Below are 23,607 nucleotides of genomic sequence, written 5' to 3'. Positions count from 1 at the left end.
TTGTCGTTCGGGCGGCAACCGGCCCGATGGCTTTCAGCTGCCGGACCGGAGTAAATAGGCCTGCACGGCCTGCTGGTGGGCTTTTAGCTCGGCCGAGGCGGTGGCATGGGCCAGTTCATAGGAGGCCAGGGCGGATGTCGCTTTCTGCTGCTGCTCCTGCAACTGCTGGCGCACGGCGAGCAGGCGCTGCTGGGCTTCTTCCAGCTGCCGGGCCAGGTCGGCGAGGCCGGTTTGCAGCTGTTGCTCCTGCAGCTGCAGCTGCACTAACGGGCTGGCTGGTACGTTCGGAATCCGGATTTCGCCCACTTTCTCGCGGTGCCGCTCCAGAATGCTGTTGCGATCCGAGGCCAGCTTCAGCTCAAACTGCTCAGCCGATTTCAGCAAAGCCGGCAAATCCAGGCTGGTCACGGCGGCAAAGGCGTTGAAGGCAGTCTGGTACAGGATAGGGCCCGAAAGGCCGCTGGCCTGCAGGCTGGTTACCATTTTGGTGAAGGCCATAAAGTCCTTGCCGTCGCCTGAGAGCAGCTGCCGGATGTGGTCGAGGTGGCGCTGCTCGGGTTGGGTGAGGAGCGGAGTAGCCTGCGTGCCTACTGTGGCATTATTGCCCGAAAATACCGGGGCCGTCTGGCCGGGCAGGGGGCGCGGGGCCGCTACGGAAGGACCCTCCGGGGAGGTTTCTTCCACGAAGAAATCTTTGGCGGCTTTGGCGATGTTGTCGAAGAGAAGCATACTGGTCGGCGGTGTTTGGGATATGACAGGCTACTGCCAAGTCCGGTGCCGACTTTCAATGGGATGACTTATTTTGTTGTATGTTATTGGTTATAAGTTGTTTGTGATTTGAAGGCCGGAGAAAACAACCGGTGTAAAATGAAAAACCCTTCCGTTTCGGAAGGGTTGGTTATCGGAATGATGTGGGAAGGCTAAACAATAGCAGGGCATTGGTGGTACTTGCACGGTGCCCTCTGCTATGCAACTACCCCTGCCAACGCTGTATTTTGAGAACAAAGCTGGCCGGTTGCTCGAAGACCCGGCCGGCTTTCTGCGGGCCCACTGGAGCGAGCAGGAACGGGATGAACTGACCTTTCGGGCACTGTTTAACCATATGGTGCAGGCACTTCGCCGTCACGGCTGGTACCGCATCCTTATTGATCAACGGCAGATGCGGGCTTTTTCCACGGCGGAGCAACAGTGGATTGTGCAGGAATGGCTGCCCCGGGCCGTAACCGAAGGCGGCTACCGTTTTGGGGCAATTGTGGTATCGGAGGATGTGTTTACGCGTCTGGCCACGGCGTATGTGACTACCTCGGTGCAAGGGCTGCCGCTGGTCTACCGCACCTTTACCGAGGAAGCGGCCGCCGTAGCCTGGTTGCGGCAGCAATGATGACGCGCAGAACCGGAGTAGGGTAGTTGCAGTTGCTGCGCAGCAACACCCGCCCGGCCCGCCTACGATGGAGCGGTGAAGTGCTCGTGGAGAATATTCTCCATCTTCTCCCGGGTCAGCGGCTTGGTCAGGAAGCCGGCAATGGGCAGATCCTGCATTCGGGACACATCCTGGGCATTGAGGGAAGTGGTGAGCATAATGATAACCACGGCCGGGTTCTGGAGGGGTGGGCGCTGGGCATAAGCCCGCAGAAACTCAAAGCCGTTCATGCGCGGCATCTTCATATCCAATAGAATAAGGGTCGGACAGGTGGGGGAGGTTGGCTGCTCGCAGTGCGTGTGCAGCAGGTCCAGGGCTTCCTGGCCATTGCCGGCTACCAATACCGTGTCGGTGACGGCCATGCGCTGCAGCAGCCGCTGGTTGAGGTAGTTGGTGGTGTCGTCATCATCGACGAGCAGGGTGCAGGAAATCGAGGGCATGGGCAGGAAGGAAAGAAGCTAGGAGGCGGGCACTTCGGCGGCCTGAGGCAGGTGTACGAAGAAAGTGGTGCCAGCGCCGGGTTGGGAGAATACCTCAATGCGGCCACCAGCGTTATCCACCATCCGCTTGACCATGTACAGCCCGATACCTGAACCTTCTACGTGGTCGTGGAAACGCTGGAACATGGTAAACAGGCGCGGCAGGTACGCCGCCTCAATGCCCAGCCCATTATCATGCACCTCCAGCACAGTGTAGCCCGGGCGCACGTGGGCCCGCACATCTATATGGGGCCGACGGGCGGGAGAGTGATATTTGAGGGCGTTGCTGAGTAGGTTATACACCACGCTGCGCAGGTTTTTCTCCGAAAACCGGATGGGAGGCCGGGCCGCCACGTTGAGGTGCAGGCGGGCGCCGGTTTCCTGCACCAGCGGCAGCAGGTCCTGGCGCACGTCTTCCACCACCTCCGCCAGATCCACCGCCGTAGCTGCCGGCTCGTGCTCCTTCTGCAGCTTGGAAACTTCCGTCAGGTGCTCAATGGTGCGCTTGAAGCGTTCCACAGCCCCCAGCATGCGCGTTAGGGTGGGCGCTACGTCCGGGCCCTGCGTGACAGCGGCCGGCAGTTCCTCCTGCAGCAGGTACAGCAGCCCCTCAATGTTGCTGATGGGGGCTTTGAGGTCGTGGGAGGCCGTGTAGATGAAGTTGTCCAGGTCGGCGTTGGTGCGGGTCAGCTGGTCGTTGGTAAGGGTCAGCTCGGCCGCCAGGGCCTGCGCCTGCTGTCGGGCGCGGACCTGCTCAGTAACCTCAAACGCAAAAACCAGCACCCCATCGGGCTGGCCGTGCGCATCACGGCGGGCCTGCTGAATGTAGTTGAAGTAGCGGTCCTCCAGCTGGCCGGTGTCGGGGTTGGTGAAGTAGATGCGAATCCCCTTTTCCTCGTTGGTAACGCCCGTGCGGTACACCTGTTCAAACGTTTCGAGTACGCCCGTCCCGGCCAGTTCCGGAAACACGTCGGCAATGGCGCGGCCGCGCAGCTCGCGGCCAGGAAACATGGCCTGGTAGCCAGGGTTGACCAGCTCATACACCATATCGGGCCCCACCAGAATACTGATGGCGGCCGGCGCCTGCATGAATAGCTGCTCCAGGCGCTGTTGCTGGCTGTCCCGCTCGCGGTGGGCCAGCACCTGCTCCGTCACGTCGTAGGCGAATACGGTAATACCGGCAATCTGCCCGTTATCCTGGTACGCCTGGTAGGTGAAGTTGTAGTAGATGGTGCGGGCAGGCTGGGTTTCCGTGGCCGGCTGTGTAAAGGGCGTATCGGTGCCGAAATACGTTTCGCCGGTTTGATAGACGCGGTCCATCAGGTCGGTGAATCCCTGATCGACCAATTCCGGCAGGGCTTCGGCCAGGGTAAGCCCTTGCAGGGGCCTACCAGCAAATACCTGCTGGTAGGCCGGGTTAGCGTACTCTATGCGGTGCTCCGGGGCGCGCAACAGGGCAATCAGGGCCGGCGTCTGCTCGAATACCTGGTAGAAGGCCTCGCGCTCCCGCACCTGCCGCTGCGCCACCAGCAGCAACTCCGTCTGCAGCGCCTCGGTTTGCTGGCGGGCCCGCACCTTCTCGGTGGCATCAACGATGAAGGCCAGAATGCCGGTGGTTTGCCCCCGCTCATCCAGCAACGGCTGGTAAATGAAGTCCAGATAGTACTGTTGCAACTGCCCGGAGGCTCCGGCCGCGAGCTGCACGGGTACTTCATCTCCCACAAACGGCCGGCCCGTACGGTATACCTCGTCCAGAAGCCCGATAAAGCCCTGGTCAACCGTTTCCGGGTACACTTCGGCCATGGTGCGGCCCAGCTGCGCCCGCTCGTCGGACCAGCGCCCGTAGCTGGTGTTAAAGAAGGTGTGGCGGTGCTCGGGGCCTTCCAGGGTAGCAATGAAAGCCGGAACCTGCCTTAAAATCAGCTGCAGCCGCTGCTGCTCCCCACGCAGCTGTTGGGTGCGTTCCTGCACCCGGCTTTCCAGCTCCTGGTTGAGTTGCTGCAGCTGATGGCGGGCTTCCAGCTGCTCGGTTACGTCATAGGCAAAGCTCAGGACGCCGTCTACGGTGCCGGTGGCGTCGCGCAGGGCCTGAAAAAACACGTTGAAATAGCGGCGCTGACGCTGGCCCGTCCCGGCAAAATCCACCCAGGTTTCAATTTCGGTTCCGTAGTACGGCGCGCCGCTCTGATACACCTGGTCCAGGGCGGCCAAGTGAGGCTGGCCCACCAGTTCCGGCAGGGCTTCCCGTAGGGGCCGGTCTTGCAGAACGCGGGAAGCAAACAGCTGCTGATAGCCGGGACTGACAAGCGTAAACATGCGGTCGGGGCCGTGCAGGGTGGCCACGCTGGCGGGCAGCTCCATCAGAATCTGGTGCAGGCGCTGGCGCTGGGCTTCGGCCTCGGCGCGGGCTGCTTTTTCCCGCGCCTGGCTTTCGCGCAGTGCCATTTCAACGGGCGAGCGGGGCTGGTCGGCCGTATCGGTAAAGCTCACCCACAGGCCGTCGCCGGTGCGCCGGGCGGCCAGCCGGTAGTAGTTGTCGTAGCCGTCGGCCTGGTAGTTGATGTTGTATTCACGCGGCTCCCCGCTTAGGTAGGCGTCCACATGAAAATCGAACGTGCCGTGCGCGATGCTGTGGGGCCACTGCTCGTTGTGAGTCAGGGTGGGCACCTCCGGCATGCGCATCATGCGCTGGGCCGTCGGATTGAGGTAAACGAAGGTGAAATCGACTATCTGCCCTGAACCTGCGGGGTCATAGATGGGGGTATAATAAATAATTCCCGTCATCGACACGGCCAGCAGGTCGCCGAGCAGGTCGGCGGCGGGCAGGGAGCGGAGAGGCAGCGGAACCAGCGAAGCAGGCATGCAGGAGTGGGAAGGTAAAGTGATAGAAACGTAATATGGTGGGGGAGAGCGGGCTGGTAAGCGCCGGCTGCTCAGGCGGCCCCGAAGCGGATCCGAAACGTGGCCCCTTCGCCCGGCTGACTATCTACTTCAATGGTGCCGCCGTTGGCCTGCACAATGCGGTGTACCAGGTACAGCCCCACGCCGGTGCCGGCCGTATGCGTATGCAGGCGCTGAAAGAGGTGGAACAGCTCGGCCCCGTGTCGGACCGCGTCGAAGCCCAGCCCGTTGTCTTCCACTATCAACACCGGCTGGCCCAGCTCTACCCACACGGATACGTGAATGCGGGCGGGGCGGGTGGGGTCGGCGTATTTCAGCGAGTTGCCCACTAAGTTCAGCAGAATCGTGCGCAGGTTGGCGCGGGCAAAGGATAGAGCCGGCCGGGACGTGAAATCGGTGGTGATGCGGGCCCGGGCCGCGCGTACCTGCGGCTCCAGGGTATTAACCACTTCCTCCATGAGGTCGGCCAGCGAAACCAGCTCCGTGGGCATTACGCGGGTCTGCTGGGCCTGGCCCAGAGCCGCTAGATCGTCGATGGTGCTGCTTAGCTGCTGCAGTGCCTCGTGGACCAGTGGCACGAGCAGCTGTTCCTCCGCCGGGTCGGCGAAGGTGCTGCTGCGGCAGACTTCCTCAAACAGGCCGGTCAGGTTGTTGACCGGCTGCTTTAGGTCGTGGCTGGCCGCGTACACGAAGTTATCCAGATCCTGATTGGTGCGGGTGAGCTGCTGATTGGTTTGCTTGAGCTCGGTAATATCGATGGCAGAGCCCACGTAGCCGTACAGTTCGCCGTTGGGGTAGAAGCTGGGGGCACCCTGCGCCAGTAGCCAACGGTACTGGCCGTCGTGGCGACGCATACGGTGCTCCAGCATGTACAGCGAGCGGGTTCTGATGGCCGTTTCCAGCGTGTACTGGGCTTGTTTTAGCTCCTCCGGCGGCACAAAGTAAGCCCAACCTGTGGCCGTATATTCCTCCAGGCTCACGCCCACAAAGTCCAGAAACGCCTGGTTGGCGTAGCGGATGGTTGCATCCGGATTCACAGCCCACACCTGGTTGGGGGCTGCGTCTGCCATAATGCGAAACCGGGCCTCGCTTTCACGCAGGGCCTCGGTGACCTGAATCTGTGCCGTGACTTCGAAGACGAATACCAGCAGGCCGTCAATTTGCTCCTGCTCATTGCGGCGGGCCTGGCATACAAAGGAAAAATAGCGGTTCTCCAGCCCGTCGTCCCCGGGTTGTTTCAGGGGAATCAGTAGGTCCTGTTCTTCATGAGTCTGGCCCGAAGCGTACACGTTGCGCATGATGGCCTCAACGGAGGTACCCCGGATTTCGGGCAGCACCGCAAAAATGGAGCGCCCCGGCAACTCCCGCCCCGGCAGCAGCAGCTGGTAAGCCAGGTTAACAAATTCATACACCAGCTCGGGCCCGGCCAGAATGCAGATGCCGGCCGGGGCCTCCGCGAATAAACTCAGCAGGCGCTGGCGCTCCATCTCGCGCTCCACCTCGTGTTGCTGCCGGGCCTGCACCTGCCCGGTCACCTCGAAGGCAAAAATAGAAACGCCGGCTAACGCCCCCTTTTCCCGGTACGCCTGGTAGGTGAAGGTGAAGTATATATCCCGGGGCTGCTGGCCGGCGGGCTGCTCCATACGCAGCAGCAGTTCGTTGCCATAAAAAGTCTCGCCCGTCTGGTACACCTTATCCATAAGGGCCTGAAACCCCTGCTCCACTGTTTCAGGCAGAGCCTCAGCCAAGGTCAACCCCACAAGCTGCCGCCCGGGGAAGAGTTCCTGATAAGCTTGGTTCACGTACTCAAACCGATGCTCCTCATCCCGCAGCAAGGCAATCAGGGCCGGCGTCTGCTCGAATACCTGATAAAATGTTTCGCGCTCCTGGGCGCGGCGCTGAGCTTCTTCCAGCAGCGCCTGTTGTGTTTGCTCCAACTCGGTGTGCTGAAGGCGCAGTTCCTCGTTTGAGGCCTCCAGTTCTTCGTTGATGGCGGCCAACTCGTCGTTGAGACCCTGCACTTGCTCACGGGCCAGCACCTCCTGCGTCACGTCGGATACCAGCGTATAAAAGCCCACGACTTGCTGGCCCTGGATATCGGGCACGTAGCTGGTGCGAATGTGTTTAGTGAACCCTTCGCGGTAGGGCATGCAGGCAGTAAAACTCAACTGCTCACCGGCCAGTGCTCGTTTGATGTAGTGCTGCACACCGGCATATGCCTGTTCCCCGATTACCTCGCGCACAGGGCGGCCCAATAATGTCTCCGGCTCCTGATCAAACCAGGCCTGGTAGGCGTGGTTGGCAAACTGGTACCGTTCCTGTTGGTCGAGGTAGCCGATGAGCACGGGCAGGGCGTCGGTAAGCAGGCGCAGCTGATGGGCGGCAGCGGCGCTGGCCCGCTGCGCCCGTACTTGTTGGGTAATGTCGAAGGCAAAGACCACCACGCCGTCGACGTGGCCGTTTTCATCGGTACGGCTCTGGAAGAGGTAGTTGAAATAGAAATCCTGCAGGGGGCTGCCTTCATGCGGGGCCACTTGCACCAGTACTTCGCTTTCCGTGTGGGCCTGCCCCGTGTGGTACACCTGCCGCAGTGTGTGCCAGATGGGCTGGTTCAGTACCTCGGGCAGCGCTTCCAGCACCGGATAGCCCAGCAGCCGGCGGCCGGGGAACAGCTGCTGATAAACGGGATTCACCAGCTCGTACACCAGCTCCGGGCCGCTGAAGATGCAAATGGCGGCCGGTGCCTGCAGGAGTAGGTTTTCCAGGCGCTGCCGCTGCCGGCCAGCTTCCTGTCGGGCCTGCTCCAACGCGTGGGTGCGCTCCTGCACGCGGCTTTCCAGCTCCCGGTTGAGCTGCCGCAGCTGCTGCCGGGCCTCGCTTTCTGCGCTGGGGGTGACGTCGGTTACCGTGTGTAGAAGGTGGCTCACGCGGCCCTGCCCGTCGAGCACCGGCGTGTTGCGCGGTAGCCAATAACGCGCCACAAACTGCCCCGGGCGGGCGGGGTCCGGCACGTCGTAGCGTTGCCGGGCCATGGTATGCGGCTGGCCGGTGGCCAGCACCTGCTCCAGGGAGGTCCGCAGGTTATGCACGGCCCGGGCCTCGGGCGTGGCCGGGTTATCGGGAAAAGCCTCGAAGATGAGCCGGCCCACAATAGCCTCGCGCCGGGCCAGCGTGGCCGCCAGGTACGTGTCGCTGGCCGCCTCAATGCGCAGCTCCGCCGTCAGCAGCAGGGTCGCGTCGGGCAGCGCATTGAAAACGGAAAGCAGGGAAGCAGTAGAGGACACGCGAAAAGAAGCCGGTAAGCCAGGGCAGGCCGTCAATAAACGATACCTGCGCGGTGAAAGAGGGAATTGGCCGGGGAAAACCGAAAATAGGGCGAGGCGCTGAGTGGAAACTCAACCAGCCGGCAAAGCCGGGGCCCGGGAGTACTTCCGGCGCGGCGGTCTGCTGAGCAACTCTGCAACGGCAACTGTGGAAGCGGGTAGATCGGGCATCGGGGTACAGAATAAGAAGGCCGCAGACAGGAGCGTAAGGTAAGTGTTTTACGCAGGGCCTCGCGTATGCCTCGCCGTTTCCTGGCAGCCGGTCAGCTAGAGGGCGGCTACTGGCAGCGTAATGGTATACTGCGTGCCCCGGCCAGGCTGGCTGGCAGCGCTGAGCATGCCGCCATGGCCTTTCGTGATGAGGTCGTGGCTGAGGGCCAGGCCCAGGCTGGCATCCGGGCCTGCCGGGAAGCGCTGGAACAGGGTGGCAAGTGCCTCCGGGGAAAGGCCCGGGCCATTGTCCTGCACCCTGATTTCCAGCTGCGAGGCCGTGTATTGCGTGCTGAGTTCTACCTGCGGCACGTAGTCTTCATCGGCTTCTGCCTGGCGGTGCTGCACGGCCTGCAGCGCCGCGCTGAATACGCCCACCAGTGCCCGCCCGATATCCTGGCGCACCACATTGGCACGCTCCATTGTCGGGTCGAGGCGCAGGAGCAGGGCGGCATTGAAGTAGCGGTTTTTGGCGCGCAGGTCGTGGTACGTCAGCCGCAGGTATTCCTCGGCCAGCACGTTCAGGTCGGTTACCTGCCGGGGGCCGCTGCCTTCCTGCGAGTATTCCAGCATCCCGCGCACAATAGACTCGGCCCGCTGCCCGTGGTGCATGATTTTTGTCTGGTTTTGGCCCAGGTTCTGCAGCATCTCATCCACAATTTCCTGCTCGTGCGGCGGCAGGGTGAGCCGGCTGAGTTCCTGGCGCACGTCCTCGCACAGTTCCACGCTGATGGCCGCAAACTTGCGTACGCAGTTCACCGGGTTCTGAATTTCGTGCGCCACGCCAGCCATCAGCTCGCCCAGGCTGGCCATCTTTTCGCGTAGCACCAATTGGCTCTGGGCAATTTTGAGCTCCCGCAGCGTTCGGGCCAGACTGTCGCGCTGAGCGGTCAGCTCCCGGGCCTGCTGGCTGACCTGCTCGTGTAGCTCCCGTAGCTCCCGGTTGGCCCGCTGCTGCTGCCGGTTGTTGCGCCACAACAGCAACGACACCAGCAGCAGGCCGCCCAGACCAGTCAGCAACGCGGCCGTGCGCAACTGCTCTGTGAGGCGGGCTCGCTCCGTTTCCAGTTCCTGCAGGCGCTGCTGCTCCGCAAAGCCAATGGCGTCCAGCTGCTTGATGCGGCGAGGGTTGTGGAGGCTGTCTTGGGCCGTAAGCATCACGCGCATGTAATGGAGCGTGCTATCGGGCTGGCGGCGGGCCTCGAAGGCCTGGGTGAGCAGGGTACTGTTGCGCATTACCCCCACCACAAAGGGGAGGGGCCGGGCCAGGGCCAGGGCCTTACGCGCATAGTAGATGCTGGAATCGGTCTGCCGGCGGGCCTGGTAGAGTTCCGCTATGTACTGGTAGGCCCGGCTGGCGCTGCGCTGATCATTCTCGGGCAGGGAAGCCCGCGCACTGCGCCGGTAAAATGACAGGGCCGCTTCCCGGTGGCCCTGGGCCAGCTGCAGCAGCCCGATTTCACGCAGTACGTAGGGGGCCGGGTTGCCCCAGCAGCTCTGGTGAACCGAGCGGGACCGGGCCGTAAAGGCCCAGGCCTGATTCAGGAAAAAAGCCGCCGAATCATACCGGTGCAGGCCCTCGTAGCTGGCGCCCAGGTTGGTGATTACGCTGATGAGCTGAGACGTGTCGCGGGTGCGGGCCTGCTCGTAGAGGTGCAGGGCCTGAAAGAAATACTGCAGGGCCGGCCGGTAGTCATCCAGGGCAAAGTACAGCAGGCCGGTCTGGTTGAGGGTGCGGGCCGTGCCTTCCGTATCATGGCTGGCCTGGTTGAGCCGCAGAGCCTGCAAATCCACGCGCAGAGCCTGCGGCAGATTACCCCGTTCCCCCAGCAGAATGGCCATGCGCGAAAGGCAGCGGCCCTCGCCTTTGGAGTACCCGATACGCCGGGCCAGCACCAGTCCCCGCTGGGCGTACCACTGCACCGAGTCGAAGCGGGAGTACCTGTAGGTAGCGGCCAAATCAGCCAGCAGCAGTACCCGGCTGGTATCGGTAGTGGCCTGGGCCAAGGCACGTTGCAACGGGCGGGTTTGCGGGCTTTGGGCTCCGGCAGGTAAGGCCCGAAGCAGCAACAGGGCTAGTACACCTCCCCAAAAGCGGTAAATCATGAGGGAATGTACACAACGGAATCGTTTTCTGCCCGCAACGGCGTTGGCGGCGGCCGCCGCCAACGCCGGCCGACTCAGTGAACCCGTGGAGAAATAGATGGTATTATATAGGAATTAAACTGGTCTTATGCCTGATGGTACGTTATATTTGCGGGCTAAGAACGCCTGCTTTTTCTCTTTCTATTCTAGAGCAGAACTCTTTCCCGCAGCTGGCGGCTCCGTCCTGTTCCTATGCCTTTTGCATCATTGCCTCCCTCCCTTTATTTCGAAAACCCGGCTGGCCGGCTGCTGGCCGACGCCCAGGGCTTTGTGCGGCTGGAGTGGCTGCCCGGCTCCGGCGACGGTGCTGCCGTGCGCGCCGTGTTTGAGCAGGCCCTGGTGCTGCTGACCAGCACGGGCTGGTTGCGCATGCTCATCAACCAACAGCACCTGACGCCTTTCACGCCGGAAATCGTGCAGTGGCTGCTCACCGACTGGTTTCCCCGAGCTACGGGGCCGGGGTACTACCGCTGGGGGGCTATTCTATCGGCCGATAACGTCTTTGCCCGGCTGGCTACCACCGATATGGTGGGGCAGGCCCGCGCTCAGCATCAGATGCTCTACCAGTATTTTGAAGAAGAGCCGGCGGCTATCAACTGGCTCCTGAGCCAGTACTAAGCAGGGGCCGCCCTAGACCGGCCGGGGCGGGCGGCCCAGGGCTACTACCTTTGCGGCATGTTATTCCTGCTTCCTTCCCTTCGGCGGAGCGGGAGTGGTGCCTTGCTGCTGGCTGTGGCCGCCTGGGTATCCTCCTGTTCTTCCTCGCCCGACCCCACACCGGTTGCGCCCGTTCCTCCTGTTTCGCCACCTGTGGTGCTCCCCGAGCACCTCACGCTGGGCAACCCCAGCGGTGCCGTGGCCGATGTTCAACAACCCACCAACTACCTATTGCTGAAGCCGCAGTACGCGCTGAGTTACCACCGCGACCGGGGCACGCCCAACTGGGTAAGCTGGCACCTGACCCTGGATAACCGGGGTAGTGCCGACCGGCAGGACGATTTCCGGGCCGATAACACGCTGCCCACCGGCTGGTACCAGGTGCAGGCTACCAGCTACAGCGGCTCCGGCTTCGATAGGGGCCACAACTGCCCCTCGGCCGACCGCACCAACACCGTGGCCGACAACTCGGCTACGTTTCTGATGACCAACATGATTCCGCAGGCTCCGCGCAACAACCAGCAAACCTGGGCCAACCTGGAAAACTTCAGTCGGGCCCAACTCGCCAACGGCGCCAACGAGGTGTACGTCATCATGGGTAGCTACGGCACGGGCGGTACCGGCTCCAGTGGCTACAAAACTACCCTCGACCAGGGCCGGGTAACGGTACCTATGCGCGTGTGGAAAGTGGTGGTGATTCTGCCCACCGGCGACAATGACGCCACCCGCGTGAATACGGCCACCCGGGTTATTGCCGTGGATACGCCTAACGACCAGTCCATTAACACCAACTGGGGCCAGTACCGCACCACCGTGGATGCCATTGAGGCTGCCACCGGCTACGACCTGCTGTCGGCCGTGGCGCCGGCGGTGCAACAGGCTGTGGAAAGCCGCATTGACGATGGCCCGATGTAGAGTTGAAACGAGTTATTCGTTATAAAAAAAAGCCTTTCCAGTGTTGGAAAGGCTTTTTTTGTGAGTGGTAAATCCGGCAGCCGCATTGGCTGTATGCTGATTTTCTGATTACTCCCGACGAGGCTATTAGCCGGGGCTCAGCTTTTTGGCGGCATCATACTCGGCCTTCAGCTGCTGGGCGCGGAGCTTCTTGCTGCTGATGAAGATGGTGGCGTCGTTACTGGCCGCGTTTTCATCGTAGCTCATGGTTACGGCTTTGCCGTTCCAGGCGTAGCGTTGCCGGAATGGGCTGTTGCGGGTACCCGCGCCGTATTGCTGCTGTATGGCAACCAGTACGGCACGGCTGTTGCTGATGCCCCGGGTTTCCAGAATGACCAGGGCCAGTTTGCCCTTGTAAAAGCCGTAGCGAATAGACGATACTTCGCCTTCCCCCAATTGCTTTACCTCGCTGGTGCGGCGGTAAAAGCGGGTAGTGCCGCCTACCTCCGCCAGTGCCCGGTCCGGCAGGGCACTGGTATCCGATTCGAACCGCACGCCCCGGAAGCCATACCGCTCATCAAGTACTTTAGTGCTGGGAGTAGGAGCTTGCGCTACGGCTGCCGTGGCCGCCAAAGCCCACAGGCACCCTAATATGGAAATATGCTTCATGCTGGAAAGAGCCCCCGCTGCCCCGTACAGTTGCGTGCGCCGGCGGAGAATACCGCCGTTTATTGGCGTGGTGCAATTCAGGCGTTACCTGCGCCGGGGCCGTAGTGCACTCAGGCGAGTACGGTTTCTTCCAGCAGCTCCGCCAGACTTACTTCCTCTACCGGCGGCACGGCGGCAAAACGGTCCTCGTGAAAGTTGGCCTCCGGAAAGCCTGGTGCCACCTCCGCGTTGTTGATTTCCGCCAGCGTCACGCCATAACCCCGGTGGGTAGCGTACAGTCCCCGCACCGTGTAGATAGGGCCGCGCTTGGGCGTCTGGATAACCGGATTCTGCACCAGCAGCAGTGTAAAGTCGTCGTTGGTGCAAACCACGGCTTGGCCAAGGTGAAACAAAGGAGGATTCATGCCGCAAAGGTAGCCACCCAAAGCGGAAGATAGATGCAGGCTAGCATAGGTAGTATTTACTTAGCTAGGAGGTATACACTATAAAAGCGCCCCGACATAGCCGGGGCGCTTTTTGGTAATCTGGAAGGCTTTCAAAACTTACTTTTTGCTCTTTCCTTTACCCTTCCCCTTGATATTGTCCAGCGTGCCCGTATAGGTGATCGAACCATTGGGCTCGGTTACTGCTACGGTTTGGTACGTGCGTCCCTTGGTTGGACCTTCCGCCACTTCCGTGTAGGTTGAGTTGTACACTACTTGTTGTGTGGGAGGAGCCACACCAGATGGTAGCTTACCTACCAGAACGGAAGTTGATTTGCCCGACGGAGTAATAATGAATTTGGTCTGCGTCATCTCAATCTGAGCATCGGGAGCTAGGCCGGGAATGCCCAGGGAGGCATTAGGGATGTTATATACCTGATCCGTTTTATGAACAAAGGCACCAGATTGTCCTTGCTGAACTGCCGTGCGCACTGCATTCTGGGCAGACGCCGTTGAGGAAATACTTAAAAGCCCGGCTACAAGGGCAATGCCTAAAATCTGCTGTTGAAAAGAACGCATGGTGTGTGGATAAGGAGGACAAAAAAATGACCGATGAGAACTATTGCCAACAAGCGTGCCATTTTAGGAGGGGCTACGCAGTTGGGGTAAGAGCTTGGGTTCTACTTCCTCGCACGAGATATTATATGTGTAGCTAAAGAAGAATCAATTAACGCTAAGCTTGCCAGAAAGCCTGTTTTCGTCCAGTGGGTATCCGAGCGGGCATAAATAGGCTGCTCCTTCATCCGTTGAAATTTGGTATAGACGTCAATCACCGGCATCTGTAGGGCTGGGTTTTGCTGAATGCGTGGAATCAGGTTATTATACTTCCCTAACTCTGGCTCCAGAACAGTGACAGGATTTGGCATAATGGCTAAGTACACCTCATCAAATCCGGCCCGTTTGTAGTGGTTGTATACTTGATTGAAATTTTTCACCAACATGGCCTCTTCCTCCCTGGGAAGCGGATTGAAAGAGCTTGAATTTAGCGTTGTATCAATTGTTTTCTGGTAGTAGAGCCGGTCACGCGTCGGCGAGATAAATACGTCTGGACTAATGCGGTTGAACACCGTCTGATTAAGCTTAGCCTTTACTTCTTTCAGGGGAGTGAAAAGCGGATAGTCGAACAAATTGAATTCCAGATTCGACTCAATATCCTTGTTGAACAGATGGCTATTTACCCAGGAAACAGGTTTCATGTCTTGGGTGGATTCCTCTGCACGGGAAGCCACTACTTCAAGCTGCTGATACAACACGGTCGTATCGGGCAAGGTGTAGCGCACGCGACGTTCTACCATTTCCAGCACCAGAACATTTTTCTTGGTAGAATCTAAGTGAAAACGCTTGCCTTCATAGTCCAGGCGCGAAAAACGGTACGCATCGGCGTGAGCCAGAAGCGAATCAGTCTGTAAAAAGGCCCAGATGTAACTGTCACAGATGGTGTACAGATGCACATTGCTGACGGCCTTTGACTTGACGTAATCCGGTTTCAGATCAGCCAGTTTAAAGACAGGGGTTTTGTAATGTGGTAAATAGGAAAGTCCATACAAATCACCATACCGGTACTTGTCGGTAGGCCACGCATCAGCACGGTATTGCCCCAGTGCCTTCATCCACTCTGTATTGCTACTTAACACACCAATTCCCAGGAACAGGGCGGCAATCGAAAACAGTAATATCCGCTTCATGATGCTTAGAATTGGAAGTAGATAAACTGACTGTGGTCAAATACTCCTAGCAGATAGCAGCTAAAAAGCAGCACGCTGAACAGCGTGGCAAACTTCCAGGTCTGAGCAGTCGGCAGCGTCATATAGTACCGTTCCTTCCAGAGTAGTAGTCCAATGAGTGCCACGCACAGCAGCGTCTCGCCCACATTCAGGGCTAAATCTGGGACTTGGTAAGCGGTGTGGATAAACAGCTTTTTGATGACCAGGACTGCATCGTGCGCGCCGTGGGCCCGGAAGAATATCCAGGCAAACGTTACCAAGGCAAAGGTGGAAAGCACGTCCCACGTCTTCTTGATCCAGGTTTGCTCCCAGGCTTCTCGTGGAGGGAAGACGCGGTTCCACAGTTGCGCCACAATTTGGTATAAGCCATGTAAGCCGCCCCAGATGATGAACGCCCAACTGGCACCATGCCACAGGCCACTGATTAGAAACACCAGCAGCACGTTGAACAGGCGGCGCGAGTACTTAACCCGATTGCCTCCTAATGGGATGTAGAGGTAATCTCGAAACCAGGTAGACAGGGAGATGTGCCACCGCCGCCAGAACTCACCAATAGAGCGGGCAGTATAAGGCTGATCGAAATTCTTCATTAGATCGAAGCCCATTACCCGCGCAGCTCCTATACCAATATCGGAGTAGCCAGAGAAGTCACAGTAAATCTGGAAGGCATAGAAGACGGTAGCAATTAAGAGGGTCGTGCTATTTTGGGTGCCAACATCATCGTAAGCACCATCCACCACCCGGGCCAACCGGTCAGCAATGACCACCTTCTTGAATAACCCGAAGGCCATCTGCAATAAGCCGCTTTTGCACAGTTCCCAATCAAATTTATACTGCTCGTGAAATTGCGGTAAGACGTTTTGTGGGCGCTCAATTGGGCCGGCTACCAACTGTGGGTAAAACATGACATACAGGGAGTATATCCCGAAATGCCGTTCGGCCGGGTAGTTCCCCCTGTACACTTCAATAGTATAGCTCATGGCCTGAAAGGTGTGAAAAGACAGGCCAATAGGTAAGAGCATGTTCAGGAAGGGCAGCGACGTAGGCATACCCGCAAAGGCCAGCGCCGCATTAGCGTTAGAAACGAAGAAGTTGAAATACTTGAAGACGGCCAGAATACTAATGTTGGCAGCTAGGCTACTGATAAGCCACAGCTTCCTGTGAAAGCCTCTGGCCCGTTCAATTTGCAGCCCGGCGAAGTAGTCGATAACAATCGTGAAGCCTAAGATGAGAATATACTCAGGCACAAAGGCCATGTAAAAGAAGCAGCTAGCCCCGAGTAATAACATCCAACGGCCTCGCCACGGCAACTGGAAATACAGAATAGTTACAACAATGAAAAAGACTAGGAACTGTAGAGAATTGTAAAGCATCAGACCAGATTAAGTACTGCAAGATTACAAACTCTTTAAGAATCTACTGGCTACTCGTAGTGCAGATTGGTTTCAGAATAGCATGAGTAGTTATAGCTAAGCAAACGGCATGGGATGTACCTGCGTCTGCCCGATGATATACGCCTTTTGTATTAGTTTAGGCAGCACGATTGAGTGCGTACCGGCTAAGCCGGCCGGTATAACTTCGCGGCTGTATGCGCTCTATCTCCTTTAATCCTGCCATGCTGGCGGCCGTCCTGGCGGGACACAAAACAGTGACCCGCCGTCGGTTTTCCTTATCTCTGCCTGTGCAGCAGGAGCCCGGCCGCTACCAGTACCGTGAGCTGGCGGCAGCCGGGGCCCTATTCGAAGATCTGCGCCACAACCAGGCCCTGCTGCCACCGGTTGCGTGTCCTTTTGGGCAACCAGGTGAGAAGTTGCGGGTGCTGGAGGACCCCGCCAGTAGCCTGCGCGTGGTGAGCATCCGGGCTGAGCAGGTTCGGTGCCTGACGGATGCCGAGGCGCTGGCAGAAGGCATCCGCCCTCGGGAAAAAGCCGGGCGGGTGCAATGGGGTGGAGTAGAGCCGGACCCGGATAACCCGGACGATTTTTGCTGGTACAATAGTCCCACGGCGGCCTTTCAGGCGTTGCTTGCTTCCATATATCCTACGGCCTGGGCTCGTAATGAGTGGGTGTGGGTGATAGAGTTTGAGCGGGTGCCGGATGAGGAAGTGCTGGGCGCATAGCTGCTGTCTGCTGGCGGCAGCTATGCGTTGCCGGGTATGGCGCGGGAGTACCAGCGTGCAAAGCTGATGGTTCGGAGTAGATGTCACAACAACGCCTGACATAGCCTTTACATGTCGTGCAGAAGAAGCTGATCTTGACATCCCACATTCACCTTCATTCCATGAATCAGCTACGTTCCTTTTCTCTGGTGTTGCTGCTGGCCCTCGGGTCCGGTGCCGCCGCTTTCACTCCTCCCCGAGCCAGCACCGCGCAGGCCGGGTCCTCTACCGATTACCAGAATGGCTATACGGCGGGCAAGCGCGAAACCGAGCAGAATAAGTGCATCGACGGCAATAATTTCCCGCAGAACTATGAATGGTACCGGCAGCGCGTTGCCTACTGGCGAGACACGGCTGCCTCACAAGATGAGTACGATTACTACCAGGGATATCTGGATGGTATGGAAGAGGGGTACAATACGCCCGTTACCTGTGGTAGCCCCGGCGGCACCGGTCCAGGTACGGGTACGGGGCCCGGGGGCGGGGGCGGTGGCCCCATTGAGCCGGTATTTGACTAGCAGTTGGAAAAGCCCCGGCAATGCGCCGGGGCTTTTTCTGGCCCCTGCTGGTGCGCAGTCGGGAGAGGTCATCAGTGGTGGCGTCGTCCCGGCCCTAGCGGATGTCGGCGTAAATAGGGAAGGACCGTCAGCGCAGGCGTAGGAGTGCAGGTAGAAGCGAATGAGCATACCGGGCTGTGCCCGAAAAGTCGTTTGCAGCTCGTTGAACGTCATGCTGAGCTTGCCGAAGCATCTCTACCGCTTTCCTGAGGCCACTCAACAAACCGGTAGAGATGCTTCGACAAGCTCAGCATGACCGTTTTGGCGTTTTCAGCCACAGCCTGGTATAAAGCAGCAAGAAGGATGTCACAATCTGCTAAAGCATAGCCTGTACAACAAGCAGTCTGGTGCCGACTTTGCCGCCTCTACTCACTTCACTATTCCTTCCAGTATGAAAGCAGTATGGCGTTCAATTGCCCTGGGGCTACTCCTCAGCGGCTTGCAGGCAGGCACTGGGCTTGCCGCTCCTGCCACGTTTAGCAACGAGCAGGTTTCTCCCTCGGATTACTACAGCGGCTTGGCAACCGGGCAGGGCTATCGTAGCCACTGGGCCAGCCAGTACGGGGAAGGCACGCCACAATATACGGCCGCCATCGACGCCGAATATCTGCGGGCCAGCCGGGCCGTACAGGCCGCTCGCCAGAATGGCGACACGCACGAGGAGGATTTCTGGCTCGGGTTCATTGATGGCTTGGAACGCGCTGCGGAGGAGGAGGTGTAACCGAGCCTCTTACTTTTTCATTTCCGCAGCCAGCTACACAACACAAAGCCCCTCCAATATGGAGGGGCTTTGTGTTGTGTAGCTACGTGGCCAGCGCCAGGGCACTAGTTTCGCAGGCCTGAGGAGTAGCCCAACCAGTACTGACGGTCTTCCAGAGTGGTGGAGCTGGCGCGCATCTCATCGGCGTAAGCAATTTCGGCCGTCAGCTGCTCGGGTGTCAGGTAAGGCTTGATAGCCTGGCCATCGGCCACCCCGATGTGGTAGGGAGAAGGGCCCAGCCAGATAGTGCGGGCGTGAGAGGCAGTGGCGGGAGCGGCCAGGCAGGTGCTACCGGCAGAGCCCAGCAGCAGCAGCGCCAGAAAAAGATGTTTCATGGGAACAGGAAAGGAAGGTAGAAGTACGTCGGACTGGTACGCCAGGCGGCGTATTAGTTACACAGATCGACGAAGTCTTGGTACGTGAGGGTTTCGGTGGTAGAAGAGCAGGAGCCGTTGACGGTGAGCTGCAGCTGGAAGTTGGCGTTGGAGCGAATCCGGATGTAAGCATCCTGGCTGGTATTCCCCAACACGGTGGCTCCGGTACCAACGATTTGCCAGTAATACGTGGCGTTCGGGTCGCTGGAATTGCCGTGAATGGGAACCAGGCCTTCCTCGCACCAGTCGGTGCCATAAATTTCGATGTAGGCATCACACAGGGGACGGGCCGGCAGGGTGGGCGACGTGGCGGAGGTCAGCATGCCGGTGGAGGCCAGCAGCAAAGCAGACAGGAGGAGCTTTTTCATGAATTGGTGGAAGGGGTGGAGCAAGTAGTTCGAGCAGGCGCCTTAATTGGAGAGGCCCTGCACGTAGCCGCGCCAGTACGTGGGACACTCCGCGTTGCGGGCGTTGTAGCGGGCATTGGCAATGGCCGTGTTGAGCGCCTGCTCGTAGTCGGGAGTCCCTGCTCCGTAGGTGGCGGCCAAGTTGGCCTTGTGGTCCTGCCCGTCCACCAGGCCGTCTTCGTACGTGGGGCACTGCTGCGCCTGGGCCGGCGGGGTAGCAACGGGGGTAGCGGTAACTGCACCCAGGCTCAGCAGGGCCGCGACGGGTAGTAAGCGAAAGGAGTTGTACATGGAGTGGAAAAAGTGGAGGGTGAAAGGATACCCCAAGTACTTCTTCTTCCGACCCGGGTTCAAGGCAAATCCTCCCGCAATTGTGACATGCTGATGGCTGGCCCTAAAAAGGCGGCCCTCAGCTGGTGGAACAGCCAAGGGCCCAGATGGCTGACGGGCTACCCCTACGGGACCCAGTCGTTATTTTACTAGCTTGGTAACGATGAAACTAGTTGCTGCTACCTATGCTTTCTGGTGCCTGAGCACCTGCCTTGCTACCGCGCAAACCAAGCCGGTGCTATATCCAAAGCTGAGCAAGACCCTGGATAGCTTGGCCTACGTTGATCAGTGGCCCATGCAGCAGCTGTTCAAGCAGTTGCCCGATAGTGCTGATCGGGACTTGGTGCAAGTCGAGAAAGAGAATTTCGCCCGCCACCAACCCCTGCTGGAAAAGATTGTGCGCCAGGTAGGATACCCAGGGTTCCAGCAGGTAGGGGAGAAAAGCGCGAACAATTTCTGGCTGCTCGTACAGCATGCCGATGCGTACCCGGCCTTCCAACGCCAGGTGTTGGAGCTAATGTTGTCCGAAGTAAAACGCAAGAATGCCAGCCCCGTCAACTACGCGTACCTGACGGACCGCGTCGCCATCAACGCGGGCAAGCCGGAGGAATACGGCACCCAGGTGGAGTACAAAGGGCCGGGCTTGGGGAAAGCGGTTCCCAGGTCGTTGCGCGACCCAAAGAATGTAGACAAGCGCCGCGCCGCCATTGGCATGGAGCCGCTGCAGCAGTACCTCGACATGATGAGTGGACTGCATGAGCAGATGAATGCGCCGAAACCCACGGTGCAATAGGGCGAGCGGCAACCGCCTCAGGCATGACTGACGCTCCGTTGAACCCTTTTGGCGCAGCGGCTCGTTACCCGGGATATGTCAACCGCAAGTAAATCAACGAAACGCCCCCGCAAAGCCAGCGAAGAGGCCGGGCCTGCACTATCCCATGCCGAGCAACTCCAGGCTATGCAGCAGCGGGAAGCCGGCAAAACGGTCATGTACCGACACGATGCCTGGGGACACATGGAAACGCGCTTCGTGCGCACGCAGAACGTGGCGGCCTGGGAAGCCAAAGGCTTTATCCGTCGCTAGGTTCTGGCAGTCAATTTCATACAACAAGAAAAGCCTCTTCACGATGGAGAGGCTTTTCTTGTTGGCGTTTTACTGCTGCTAAAAGGCGTGAGAAGGCTCGGGGCTTACCAGGGGCCTCTCAGAAAACGGGGAGGAGCGGGCCCGGCGGCTCTTTCAAGGGGCAGACGCACAGTTTTCAGGGAGGAATACGGGTTCAGATTCGTTTTTGGACTACAGCCAAGGCCAGGCTTTATCAGTCCAGATGCAGTCAGCAACAGCTTTGGCCTGCTAACGCGCTGTGGCTGCCGCTGGAACGGGAAAGTGAGCGGGCCACCATTGGAAGCCGGGCCGGTAGTGGAGCCAGGCAGGTCGTGGCCAGTCAGTTATTGCAGTGCTTTACTACCCACAAAATCCAGGAGCAGCGTTATCAGCTCGGGGGAGATGGTAGGCTGGCGGCCGGTATTGTCCGGAGGAAGCACGGCACTGCTTTGCAGCAGGGTAGTTATATCATCGGCCTGCGCGACATAAAAGCCCATATCCCACTTAGCAAAGCTGCGCCTCGTACAGCGGCCTTCTCCGAGGACCAGACAGTGGTAATGGCGCGGATCGGGCTGGATGCGCTGGTAGTAAAGCTGCCGGACGTCAGCCTCCTCGCCTTCGAGTACCTGCAAGAAGCGGCCGTCGGAAGAGTGTAGCAGCAGCCCGGTGACGTGTAGCTGCTGGTTGTGGGCGCGGGCCTGCTTCAGCAGCTCTGTCAGCTCCGGGACGGTGAACGGCACCAAGGCCTGGCTCTGGTAAACGAGGTGGTATAGGCTCATGACAAGGACCAAAAAAATGGAACGACAGGCTCCCACACGAATACGCTACTTGATTGCCTGACCTGAGGGAGTCTCGCAGGGGCAACGTAGGCCAGCGGGTTGCAACTCAATAAAAGAGCGTCGGGCCGATAGTCCACAGGGACGAAATTGCAGGTCAGGACCACGTACAGGAAGCCAGAAACGGGGGCTGTTCAGGTGGCTGCAAGTGGCCTGCTGGTGGGTCAGGGTGACCCGGATTACCAGGAATTTCTCCGATGCTGTTTTGGTAGTTTCTACTGCCGGAAACGCTGGTTTCCAGCACTGTCAGGTGTTCAATTGGCCGGCGACAGGCCGTTGAGTAGTGCCTGCGCATTCAGGGCCGCCGAGGTAAGGACGCTGCTTGGCCCGGTACTCACCTCAGCGGCCACTGGCAGCACCAGCACCGGCACGGGGCAGCGCTCCAGTAGCCGGGCCGTGATGCTGCGGTGGAACAGCCCGCCTACGTAGCTGCGCTGGCGGGCCAGTACCACAACCAGGTCGGCCTGGATATCCTGCACCGCTGCCAGCACGCCGGCGGCGTAGTCGTTGTGCTCGAAGCCGCGCAGCTCGGGTGTGGGCAGTCCGTCCACGAGGCCACTGGCCTGCACGGCCCGCAAGGCCAAGGCGCAGCCTTCATCGTCTTCTACGCCGCTCGATACGTGCGCCACAAATAATTCCGCGTTGGGCAGAGCCAGCAGCGTGCGCAGGGCTTGGGCTTCGGGGGCCAGCGCAAATGGCTCCCGGTCGGCGGCAATCAGCAGGCGGCGCGGGGCATGGTGGGTGGCGGCAGCGGGAGGCACCACCAGCAGCGGGTAGTTGCCGGCCCGCAGGATTTCGGCGCACGAGCTCACCAAGTTGGCGGTGGCGGGCTGGGTTTCATCGGGCTGGCTGAGCACGAACAACGCCGGTTGGTAGCGGCGGGCCAGGTCTTGGGCTACTTCTGGCAGCAGGTCGGTGGCGACTTCCACGGTGGCCTCCGTGTGCAGCTCTTCGGCCTGCTGGTAGAGAATGGCGGCCGTATCGGTCTGGCGTGCCAGCTCCTGCTGGTGGTAGCCCTCGCCCACCAGGTCGTTGGGGTCGAATAGCGAGGCGCGTTTGACGTGCAGCAGCACCAAGCGGCCATCCAGAGCCTGGGCCAGCGTATTGCATGGCGTTGCGGGCGGGCGGATAAAAGCCGGCTAGAACAAGAAGCGTAAGTGACATGGGAAAGGCAGAGTAAGGTGGTAGATAGTGACGATGCTGGCAGCCAACTGAACGCGGGGCCGGAAATGGGGCCGCCGCGCACTATTCGTGCGGGGGCGTAGGGCGGGCCGGCAGCAGCAGTACCGGCACCCGCGTCTGGCGGACCACCTGACTGATAACGCTGCCCTCAAAGAGCGTATGTGCCCACCCGTGGCCCAGGTCCAGCAGCACCAGCCCATCGGCCGCCAGTTCATCCACGGCCTGCATGATTCCGCGCGCGGGTAGCTCATGCACCACTTTGTGCTGGTCGTGACGGCTTACAGAAGCGGCCAGCCGGCAGTGCTGCGCCGAGTGGAAGCCCTGCTCCCCGGCCGCCCGCTGCTCGTAAGGTAGCACCGTCACCACGACGACTTCGATGTGCAGCGCGTCGAGCAGTGGGGCCAACGCCCGGGCTTCCGCCGTGAGGCTAAACCCCTCGTCCTGCACGGCCAGCACCAGACGCCGGGGCGGGCACACCGGCACCGCCGACAGCTCCTGGGGCACGAGCAGCAAGGGGTAGCCCGGCTGATGCGCCAGCGGCAGGGCGCGGTTGCTGAGCCATTCGTCCAGCCAGCCGTTGGTTTTTGAGAGGCCCGCCACCAGCAGCAGAGGCTGGTAGTTGCGCAGCGTCTGCTGTACGGCCCCGTACCAGTCCGCTTCCAGCAGCTCGGCGGTGGCCGGCACGGGCAGGGCTGCCGCCAGTTCCTCCAGCGAATGGCTGATTTGCTGCATGTAGCGCGCCTCCATCGGTAGGGGCGTCACCATGTCGTACTCCACGTTCAGCGGCACCGGCGAGTAGATATGGACCAGATGCACGACGGCCCCCAGCGGCGCGGCCAGGGCGGCGGCATAGGTGCGGGCCTGCGCCGCCGCGGGCGAAAAATCGGTCAGAACAACGATGTTGGGTTCCATGGCAGAGTGAATAGGCACGATGGCAGATGGTAGCTGCTCAGGCAGGAGCGGTGATAGGTTTGACGGGGCAAACAGCAGCCGGAAA

At 59.8% G+C, this 23,607-nt stretch carries 24 protein-coding genes; 8 read left to right on the top strand and 16 right to left on the bottom strand.

All coding sequences use genetic code 11. The annotated features are described in order from the left end of the window. Positions 1 to 33: 33 nt before the first annotated feature. Entirely contained in the window at positions 34 to 729 is a 696-nt protein-coding gene (locus HSW_RS12290) for a hypothetical protein (protein ID WP_044002173.1), read from the bottom strand. Positions 730 to 967: 238 nt separating this feature from the next. On the opposite strand from HSW_RS12290, the gene HSW_RS12285 reads away from it, so the two are divergent. Next, positions 968 to 1,381, top strand: a complete 414-nt coding sequence (locus HSW_RS12285; protein WP_044002172.1) for an STAS/SEC14 domain-containing protein — start codon at positions 968 to 970, stop codon at positions 1,379 to 1,381. A 62-nt stretch (positions 1,382 to 1,443) separates the two neighbouring features. On the opposite strand, the gene HSW_RS12280 is transcribed toward HSW_RS12285, so the two are convergent. The 4 genes from HSW_RS12280 to HSW_RS22815 form a co-directional block, all read right to left on the bottom strand. Beyond that, positions 1,444 to 1,860 carry a response regulator gene (locus HSW_RS12280; protein WP_044002171.1) on the bottom strand — a complete coding sequence of 139 codons (417 nt, stop codon included), beginning with the start codon at positions 1,858 to 1,860 and terminating at the stop codon, positions 1,444 to 1,446. Between the two features lie 18 nt (positions 1,861 to 1,878). Further along, positions 1,879 to 4,761 (bottom strand): PAS domain-containing protein, encoded by a 2,883-nt coding sequence (locus HSW_RS22820; RefSeq protein WP_052346390.1) that lies wholly within the window; start codon positions 4,759 to 4,761, stop codon positions 1,879 to 1,881. 71 nt (positions 4,762 to 4,832) lie between these two features. After that, positions 4,833 to 8,084 (bottom strand): PAS domain-containing protein, encoded by a 3,252-nt coding sequence (locus HSW_RS12270; RefSeq protein WP_044002170.1) that lies wholly within the window; start codon positions 8,082 to 8,084, stop codon positions 4,833 to 4,835. A 306-nt stretch (positions 8,085 to 8,390) separates the two neighbouring features. Continuing rightward, positions 8,391 to 10,439, bottom strand: a complete 2,049-nt coding sequence (locus HSW_RS22815) for a tetratricopeptide repeat-containing sensor histidine kinase (protein ID WP_052346389.1) — start codon at positions 10,437 to 10,439, stop codon at positions 8,391 to 8,393. A gap of 246 nt (positions 10,440 to 10,685) precedes the next feature. On the opposite strand from HSW_RS22815, the gene HSW_RS12260 reads away from it, so the two are divergent. After that, positions 10,686 to 11,096 (top strand): hypothetical protein, encoded by a 411-nt coding sequence (locus tag HSW_RS12260; RefSeq protein WP_044002169.1) that lies wholly within the window; start codon positions 10,686 to 10,688, stop codon positions 11,094 to 11,096. A gap of 57 nt (positions 11,097 to 11,153) precedes the next feature. Then, positions 11,154 to 12,050, top strand: a complete 897-nt coding sequence (locus tag HSW_RS12255; RefSeq protein WP_052346388.1) for a DNA/RNA non-specific endonuclease — start codon at positions 11,154 to 11,156, stop codon at positions 12,048 to 12,050. 126 nt (positions 12,051 to 12,176) lie between these two features. Here HSW_RS12255 and HSW_RS12250 read toward each other — a convergent pair whose 3' ends face one another. The 5 genes from HSW_RS12250 to HSW_RS12230 form a co-directional block, all read right to left on the bottom strand. Beyond that, a complete protein-coding gene (locus HSW_RS12250) occupies positions 12,177 to 12,698 on the bottom strand; it encodes a hypothetical protein (RefSeq protein WP_155832951.1) in 522 nt (173 codons plus the stop codon). Between the two features lie 110 nt (positions 12,699 to 12,808). After that, on the bottom strand, positions 12,809 to 13,102 hold the full coding sequence (locus tag HSW_RS12245) for a hypothetical protein (RefSeq protein ID WP_155832950.1): 294 nt from the start codon (positions 13,100 to 13,102) through the stop codon (positions 12,809 to 12,811). Between the two features lie 138 nt (positions 13,103 to 13,240). Next, entirely contained in the window at positions 13,241 to 13,699 is a 459-nt protein-coding gene (locus HSW_RS12240) for a hypothetical protein (RefSeq protein ID WP_155832949.1), read from the bottom strand. A gap of 101 nt (positions 13,700 to 13,800) precedes the next feature. Beyond that, positions 13,801 to 14,865 carry a hypothetical protein gene (locus HSW_RS12235; protein ID WP_044002164.1) on the bottom strand — a complete coding sequence of 355 codons (1,065 nt, stop codon included), beginning with the start codon at positions 14,863 to 14,865 and terminating at the stop codon, positions 13,801 to 13,803. Positions 14,866 to 14,870: 5 nt separating this feature from the next. Further along, positions 14,871 to 16,277, bottom strand: a complete 1,407-nt coding sequence (locus HSW_RS12230; RefSeq protein WP_044002163.1) for an MBOAT family O-acyltransferase — start codon at positions 16,275 to 16,277, stop codon at positions 14,871 to 14,873. 215 nt (positions 16,278 to 16,492) lie between these two features. Here HSW_RS12230 and HSW_RS12225 point away from each other — a divergent pair, with 215 nt between their 5' ends. The 3 genes from HSW_RS12225 to HSW_RS12215 all read left to right on the top strand — a co-directional run bounded on the left by HSW_RS12225 (position 16,493) and on the right by HSW_RS12215 (position 18,340). Then, positions 16,493 to 17,023 (top strand): hypothetical protein, encoded by a 531-nt coding sequence (locus tag HSW_RS12225; RefSeq protein WP_044002162.1) that lies wholly within the window; start codon positions 16,493 to 16,495, stop codon positions 17,021 to 17,023. A gap of 161 nt (positions 17,024 to 17,184) precedes the next feature. Beyond that, the gene (locus tag HSW_RS12220) at positions 17,185 to 17,580 is read left to right on the top strand and encodes a hypothetical protein (RefSeq protein WP_155832948.1); all 396 of its coding nucleotides are present in this window, start codon (positions 17,185 to 17,187) and stop codon (positions 17,578 to 17,580) included. Between the two features lie 430 nt (positions 17,581 to 18,010). Next, positions 18,011 to 18,340, top strand: coding sequence for a hypothetical protein (locus HSW_RS12215; RefSeq protein ID WP_044002160.1), 330 nt, complete (start codon positions 18,011 to 18,013; stop codon positions 18,338 to 18,340). A gap of 104 nt (positions 18,341 to 18,444) precedes the next feature. On the opposite strand, the gene HSW_RS12210 is transcribed toward HSW_RS12215, so the two are convergent. The 3 genes from HSW_RS12210 to HSW_RS12200 are packed head-to-tail and all read right to left on the bottom strand — an operon-like array spanning position 18,445 to position 19,451. Beyond that, positions 18,445 to 18,714 (bottom strand): hypothetical protein, encoded by a 270-nt coding sequence (locus tag HSW_RS12210; RefSeq protein WP_044002159.1) that lies wholly within the window; start codon positions 18,712 to 18,714, stop codon positions 18,445 to 18,447. A 53-nt stretch (positions 18,715 to 18,767) separates the two neighbouring features. Then, the gene (locus tag HSW_RS12205; protein WP_044002158.1) at positions 18,768 to 19,121 is read right to left on the bottom strand and encodes a hypothetical protein; all 354 of its coding nucleotides are present in this window, start codon (positions 19,119 to 19,121) and stop codon (positions 18,768 to 18,770) included. A 42-nt stretch (positions 19,122 to 19,163) separates the two neighbouring features. Beyond that, entirely contained in the window at positions 19,164 to 19,451 is a 288-nt protein-coding gene (locus HSW_RS12200) for a hypothetical protein (protein WP_044002157.1), read from the bottom strand. A 202-nt stretch (positions 19,452 to 19,653) separates the two neighbouring features. Here HSW_RS12200 and HSW_RS12195 point away from each other — a divergent pair, with 202 nt between their 5' ends. Then, complete coding sequence (locus HSW_RS12195; RefSeq protein WP_052346387.1) at positions 19,654 to 20,283, top strand: DUF6624 domain-containing protein; 630 nt, start codon at positions 19,654 to 19,656, stop codon at positions 20,281 to 20,283. A 75-nt stretch (positions 20,284 to 20,358) separates the two neighbouring features. Next, positions 20,359 to 20,574, top strand: a complete 216-nt coding sequence (locus tag HSW_RS24275; protein ID WP_155832947.1) for a hypothetical protein — start codon at positions 20,359 to 20,361, stop codon at positions 20,572 to 20,574. Positions 20,575 to 20,936: 362 nt separating this feature from the next. Here the strand turns inward: HSW_RS24275 and HSW_RS12190 are convergent, their stop codons facing one another. The 3 genes from HSW_RS12190 to HSW_RS12180 form a co-directional block, all read right to left on the bottom strand. Then, complete coding sequence (locus HSW_RS12190; RefSeq protein ID WP_052346386.1) at positions 20,937 to 21,371, bottom strand: BLUF domain-containing protein; 435 nt, start codon at positions 21,369 to 21,371, stop codon at positions 20,937 to 20,939. Positions 21,372 to 21,682: 311 nt separating this feature from the next. Further along, positions 21,683 to 22,501: a universal stress protein gene (locus HSW_RS12185; RefSeq protein WP_197031870.1), complete on the bottom strand. Its 819-nt coding sequence runs from the start codon at positions 22,499 to 22,501 to the stop codon at positions 21,683 to 21,685. 172 nt (positions 22,502 to 22,673) lie between these two features. After that, entirely contained in the window at positions 22,674 to 23,540 is an 867-nt protein-coding gene (locus HSW_RS12180; RefSeq protein ID WP_197031869.1) for a universal stress protein, read from the bottom strand. Positions 23,541 to 23,607: the final 67 nt, after the last annotated feature.

This window comes from Hymenobacter swuensis DY53 (assembly GCF_000576555.1).
In the GTDB taxonomy this organism is placed as follows: domain Bacteria; phylum Bacteroidota; class Bacteroidia; order Cytophagales; family Hymenobacteraceae; genus Hymenobacter; species Hymenobacter swuensis.
The sequence above is the reverse complement of the archived record's forward strand: the minus strand, read 5'-3'. Positions and strand labels throughout refer to the sequence as shown.

Excerpts from the sequence above, each read along its gene's own strand:
- HSW_RS12215 (WP_044002160.1), top strand. The coding sequence starts at position 18,011 with ATGAAAGCAGTATGGCGTTCAATTGCCCTGGGGCTACTCCTCAGCGGC.
- HSW_RS22815 (WP_052346389.1), bottom strand. The coding sequence starts at position 10,439 with ATGATTTACCGCTTTTGGGGAGGTGTACTAGCCCTGTTGCTGCTTCGG.
- HSW_RS12220 (WP_155832948.1), top strand. The coding sequence starts at position 17,185 with ATGAATCAGCTACGTTCCTTTTCTCTGGTGTTGCTGCTGGCCCTCGGG.
- HSW_RS12255 (WP_052346388.1), top strand. The coding sequence starts at position 11,154 with ATGTTATTCCTGCTTCCTTCCCTTCGGCGGAGCGGGAGTGGTGCCTTG.
- HSW_RS12205 (WP_044002158.1), bottom strand. The coding sequence starts at position 19,121 with ATGAAAAAGCTCCTCCTGTCTGCTTTGCTGCTGGCCTCCACCGGCATG.
- HSW_RS22820 (WP_052346390.1), bottom strand. The coding sequence starts at position 4,761 with ATGCCTGCTTCGCTGGTTCCGCTGCCTCTCCGCTCCCTGCCCGCCGCC.
- HSW_RS12290 (WP_044002173.1), bottom strand. The coding sequence starts at position 729 with ATGCTTCTCTTCGACAACATCGCCAAAGCCGCCAAAGATTTCTTCGTG.
- HSW_RS12280 (WP_044002171.1), bottom strand. The coding sequence starts at position 1,860 with ATGCCCTCGATTTCCTGCACCCTGCTCGTCGATGATGACGACACCACC.
- HSW_RS12190 (WP_052346386.1), bottom strand. The coding sequence starts at position 21,371 with ATGAGCCTATACCACCTCGTTTACCAGAGCCAGGCCTTGGTGCCGTTC.
- HSW_RS12210 (WP_044002159.1), bottom strand. The coding sequence starts at position 18,714 with ATGAAACATCTTTTTCTGGCGCTGCTGCTGCTGGGCTCTGCCGGTAGC.
- HSW_RS24275 (WP_155832947.1), top strand. The coding sequence starts at position 20,359 with ATGTCAACCGCAAGTAAATCAACGAAACGCCCCCGCAAAGCCAGCGAA.
- HSW_RS12195 (WP_052346387.1), top strand. The coding sequence starts at position 19,654 with ATGAAACTAGTTGCTGCTACCTATGCTTTCTGGTGCCTGAGCACCTGC.
- HSW_RS12200 (WP_044002157.1), bottom strand. The coding sequence starts at position 19,451 with ATGTACAACTCCTTTCGCTTACTACCCGTCGCGGCCCTGCTGAGCCTG.
- HSW_RS12250 (WP_155832951.1), bottom strand. The coding sequence starts at position 12,698 with ATGAAGCATATTTCCATATTAGGGTGCCTGTGGGCTTTGGCGGCCACG.
- HSW_RS12225 (WP_044002162.1), top strand. The coding sequence starts at position 16,493 with ATGCGCTCTATCTCCTTTAATCCTGCCATGCTGGCGGCCGTCCTGGCG.
- HSW_RS12285 (WP_044002172.1), top strand. The coding sequence starts at position 968 with ATGCAACTACCCCTGCCAACGCTGTATTTTGAGAACAAAGCTGGCCGG.
- HSW_RS12235 (WP_044002164.1), bottom strand. The coding sequence starts at position 14,865 with ATGAAGCGGATATTACTGTTTTCGATTGCCGCCCTGTTCCTGGGAATT.
- HSW_RS12230 (WP_044002163.1), bottom strand. The coding sequence starts at position 16,277 with ATGCTTTACAATTCTCTACAGTTCCTAGTCTTTTTCATTGTTGTAACT.
- HSW_RS12240 (WP_155832949.1), bottom strand. The coding sequence starts at position 13,699 with ATGCGTTCTTTTCAACAGCAGATTTTAGGCATTGCCCTTGTAGCCGGG.
- HSW_RS12245 (WP_155832950.1), bottom strand. The coding sequence starts at position 13,102 with ATGAATCCTCCTTTGTTTCACCTTGGCCAAGCCGTGGTTTGCACCAAC.